The sequence below is a fragment of the Polaromonas sp. P1_G4 genome (genome assembly GCF_056405475.1).
Window position 1 is genome coordinate 1 of the sequence record NZ_JBFUCA010000449.1, and the last position, 3,591, is coordinate 3,591.

General features: G+C 61.8%; 6 protein-coding genes. All 6 read left to right on the forward strand.

Going from position 1 to position 3,591, the window contains the following annotated elements; translation table 11 throughout:
- Nucleotides 1-2 precede the first annotated feature (2 nt).
- Entirely contained in the window at nt 3-629 is a 627-nt protein-coding gene (locus tag AC1D1X_RS18485) for a MotA/TolQ/ExbB proton channel family protein (protein WP_477698841.1), read from the forward strand.
- On the forward strand, nt 626-1,054 hold the full coding sequence (locus AC1D1X_RS18490) for an ExbD/TolR family protein (RefSeq protein WP_457280760.1): 429 nt from the start codon (nt 626-628) through the stop codon (nt 1,052-1,054). The genes AC1D1X_RS18485 and AC1D1X_RS18490 overlap by 4 nt, the downstream gene beginning before the upstream one ends.
- A 22-nt stretch (nt 1,055-1,076) precedes the next feature.
- Entirely contained in the window at nt 1,077-2,147 is a 1,071-nt protein-coding gene (gene lpxK / locus AC1D1X_RS18495) for a tetraacyldisaccharide 4'-kinase (protein ID WP_477698842.1), read from the forward strand.
- The gene (locus tag AC1D1X_RS18500) at nt 2,128-2,310 is read left to right on the forward strand and encodes a Trm112 family protein (RefSeq protein ID WP_122956562.1); all 183 of its coding nucleotides are present in this window, start codon (nt 2,128-2,130) and stop codon (nt 2,308-2,310) included. Before lpxK ends, AC1D1X_RS18500 begins: the two co-directional genes overlap by 20 nt.
- 37 nt (nt 2,311-2,347) lie before the next feature.
- On the forward strand, nt 2,348-3,106 hold the full coding sequence (kdsB, locus tag AC1D1X_RS18505) for a 3-deoxy-manno-octulosonate cytidylyltransferase (protein WP_477669424.1): 759 nt from the start codon (nt 2,348-2,350) through the stop codon (nt 3,104-3,106).
- Between the two features lie 186 nt (nt 3,107-3,292).
- The coding region (locus tag AC1D1X_RS18510) for a nucleoside monophosphate kinase (protein ID WP_477698843.1) at nt 3,293-3,591 on the forward strand (299 nt) is incomplete at its 3' end.

Here is a 3,591-nt window from a genome sequence, read left to right on the forward strand (position 1 = left end):
TCATACAAGCCGCAGGTTGGCCGATTTGGCCCCTGGTTGCCTGCTCTGTCTTGGCCCTTGCTCTGGTTATCGAGCGTTTTACCAGCCTTAAAACCCGAAAAGTCGCCCCCGCCAAGTTGCTTGACGAAGCCATCACCGTCTCCCGCGCCTCCGTCCCCTCACCCGATGTCGTGGCGCAGCTTGAACAAAACTCGCTGCTCGGCGAAGTGCTTGCCAGCGGTTTTCGCGCCCTGAACACCAATCCAAGGATCAGCGAGGATGACCTGCGTTCCACGCTGGAAGGCGCAGGACGCAAGGCGGCCCACAAGCTGGAACGATACTTGGCAGCCCTGGCGACCATCGCCTCTGCCGCCCCCCTGCTCGGCCTATTGGGCACAGTCATCGGCATGATCGAGATTTTCGGCTCCCAGGCAGGTGGTGGAGGTGTGAGCAATGCCGCTGGCGGCAACCCTGCCCAGTTGGCGCAAGGCATTTCGATTGCGCTCTACAACACGGCTTTCGGCCTGATGGTGGCCATTCCCTCGCTGATTTTCTGGCGCTATTTCCGGGCGCGAGTGGACGGATATCTGCTGACGATGGAGCTGGCGGCCGAGCGTTTTGTACGCCACCTCAATACCCTCAGAAAATGAACTTCCGCCCCCATCCTCATGACGAGCCGGAGATCAATCTGATCCCCTTCATCGATGTACTGCTCGTGGTGCTGATCTTCCTGATGCTGTCCACCACCTACAGCAAGTTCACCGAACTTCAGGTCAAGCTGCCGATCGCCAACGCCGAACAGCAGCGCGATTATCCCAAGGAAGTCATCGTCGCCGTGAGCAGCGACGGCCGCTACATGGTCAACAAGACTCTGGTGGAAGGCCGTGGCATCGAAGTGCTGGGAGCCGCGCTTGCCGAAGCAGCGAAAGCCGGCAAGGAAAGCGTCATCATCATCAGCGCCGATGCCAACGCCACGCATCAGGCCGTTATTACGGTCATGGAGGCCGCACGCCGCCAGGGGCTGACACAAATCACATTTGCAACGCAAAGCGCCGCAACGGCCGGGGCCAGATAGGCCAGGGCCGGTTGCCCATTCCATGCAGCCTTCGCGGCGAAATGGCAGTCATCACGTGAAACAGATTTTGCAGAATGCCTGGCGCAAACGGGGTTGGCCGGCATGCCTGCTCTGGCCGCTGGCCCAGGCCTATGGCCTGGTCGTGCGGCTGCGGTGGGTGCTGTATCGCCGTCACATTCTCCGGTCCGAACATTTCGGCGTTCCGGTGATCGTGGTCGGAAACGTCATTGCCGGCGGCGCCGGAAAAACACCGCTGGTGATTGCCCTGGTGAAACATCTGCAGGCGCAACAGATACGGGTGGGGGTGGTGTCGCGGGGTTATGGACGGCACGGCACCGCCTGCCTGGAGGTGGTCCCCGGCGCATCCCCTCACCTCACAGGCGACGAGCCGGCCCTTATCAAGCGCGCAACGGGTGCGCCTGTTTTTGTTGCCGGCAAGCGTGCAGACGCCGTGCGCGCATTGCTTGCGGCATATCCGGGCACGGCTGTAGTCGTGTGTGACGACGGTCTGCAGCACTACGCCCTGCAGCGCGATATCGAGATTGCCGTGTTCGATGACCGAGGTGTGGGGAACGGCTGGCTGCTACCGGCAGGTCCGTTGCGTGAGCCCTGGCCCGCACGCGAAYGGGTTGGCTTGAATTTTGTGCTGCACACCGGGCAAAAACCGGCATTTGAAGGGTTTGTTTCCAACCGGAAACTGAGCAACGAAGCTTATTCCGCCCGGGACGAACCGGTCTCGCTGGCGAGCCTGCGGGGCCGGCCTCTGGCGGCACTTGCGGGCATAGCCAATCCTGAAGCATTTTTCGGAATGCTGAGGGAAACCGGCCTGACGCTGCAGGCCACAACGGCCCTGCCCGACCACCATGACTTCACCGATCAAGACCTGGAAGCGGAGGAACTCAAAGGGCGTGTGGTGCTGTGCACTGAAAAAGACGCCGTCAAGCTTTTTGCCCTGCAGGGCACATCACAAAAGGAGGTTCTGGCCGTACCTTTGGTGTTTACGCCCGAACCAGCGTTCTTTGCCGCACTCGATGCCCGGCTGGCCCCGCTGATTTCTCCCTTACCATCAGGCCATGGACACCAAACTGCTTGAACTGCTGGTCTGCCCTGTGACCAAAGGCCCGCTCGACTACGACCGGGAAAAACAGGAACTTGTTTCCCGCAGCGCCCGCCTCGCCTACCCGGTGCGCGACGGGCTTCCCGTGCTGCTGGAAAGCGAAGCGCGGACCTTGACTGATGAAGAACTCGGTCTGTGAACGGCGCCTTGAAAAAAACAAGCAAGACCCCGAAAGCATGAGCTTCACCGTCCTCATTCCGGCCAGGCTGGCCTCTACACGCCTGCCCAACAAGCCGCTGGCCGACATCGGCGGTGCACCCATGGTCGTGCGTGTTGCGCAGCGCGCGATGCGGAGCACTGCCCTGCGCACCGTCGTCGCAACCGACAGTAACGAAATCATCGAAAAATGCGCGTCTTTCGGCATCGCCGCCGTGCTGACACGAGAAGACCACCCCAGCGGCAGCGACCGGCTCGCGGAAGCCTGCAGCGTGCTGGGACTCGCGGACGACGACATTGTGGTGAATGTGCAAGGTGACGAGCCGCTGATTGACCCGGCCTTGATCGACGCGGTCGCACGCCTGCTCATCGAGCGCCCAGACTGCGCCATGAGCACGGCGGCGCATGCCATCCAGCAGCTGGCCGACCTGAACAACCCCAATGTGGTCAAGGTGGTGCTTGATGCGCGCCATACGGCCCTTTACTTCAGCCGCTCACCCATTCCGGCCGCGCGCGACTTTACCGGCAAGGCGTGGTGGGAGGCCGGCAGCAGCCTGCCCCGGCCACTCCGGCACGTAGGCATTTACGGCTATCGGGTGGGATTTCTGCGGGAGTTCCCGCGCCTTCCCCAGTCGCCACTCGAGCAACTGGAGTGCCTTGAGCAACTCCGGGCGCTGTGGCACGGCCATCGCATCGCCGTGCACATCACTGGCGACGCGCCTGGGCCGGGCGTTGACACGCCGGAAGACCTGGACCTCGCCCGCAAGCTGTTTTCCTGACCTGCCCTCCCCGGCATGACGCGGGCTCGTAAGTTGCTGTCAGGGGTGCATGCTATCCTTGGGAAAAACACAAGTGTGAGGCCTGCAGGGCGTGCCGGCAGCCCTCCATACCTGTCAAGCAGCCCCTGCGGAAACCGGCCGGCGGTTCGGGCTGACTTCAAGAATTCATAAAATCCGAGGACATCCATGAGACTGATTTTGTTGGGCGCGCCTGGCGCGGGCAAGGGGACGCAAGCGACCTTCATCTGCCAGAAGTACGGCATTCCCCAGATTTCCACCGGCGACATGCTTCGTGCGGCCGTCAAAGCCGGCACGCAGCTGGGCATTGAAGCCAAAAAAATCATGGACTCGGGTGCACTGGTCAGCGACGACCTGATCATCAATTTAGTCAAAGAGCGCATTGCCCAGCCCGACTGCGCCAAGGGCTTTCTGTTTGACGGCTTTCCGCGCACCATTCCGCAGGCGGACGCCATGAAGTCTGCCGG

Bases quoted from the DNA above. Each gene is read 5' to 3' on its own strand.
- AC1D1X_RS18490 (WP_457280760.1), top strand. From the start codon at position 626: ATGAACTTCCGCCCCCATCCTCATGACGAGCCGGAGATCAATCTGATC.
- AC1D1X_RS18500 (WP_122956562.1), top strand. From the start codon at position 2,128: ATGGACACCAAACTGCTTGAACTGCTGGTCTGCCCTGTGACCAAAGGC.
- kdsB (WP_477669424.1), top strand. From the start codon at position 2,348: ATGAGCTTCACCGTCCTCATTCCGGCCAGGCTGGCCTCTACACGCCTG.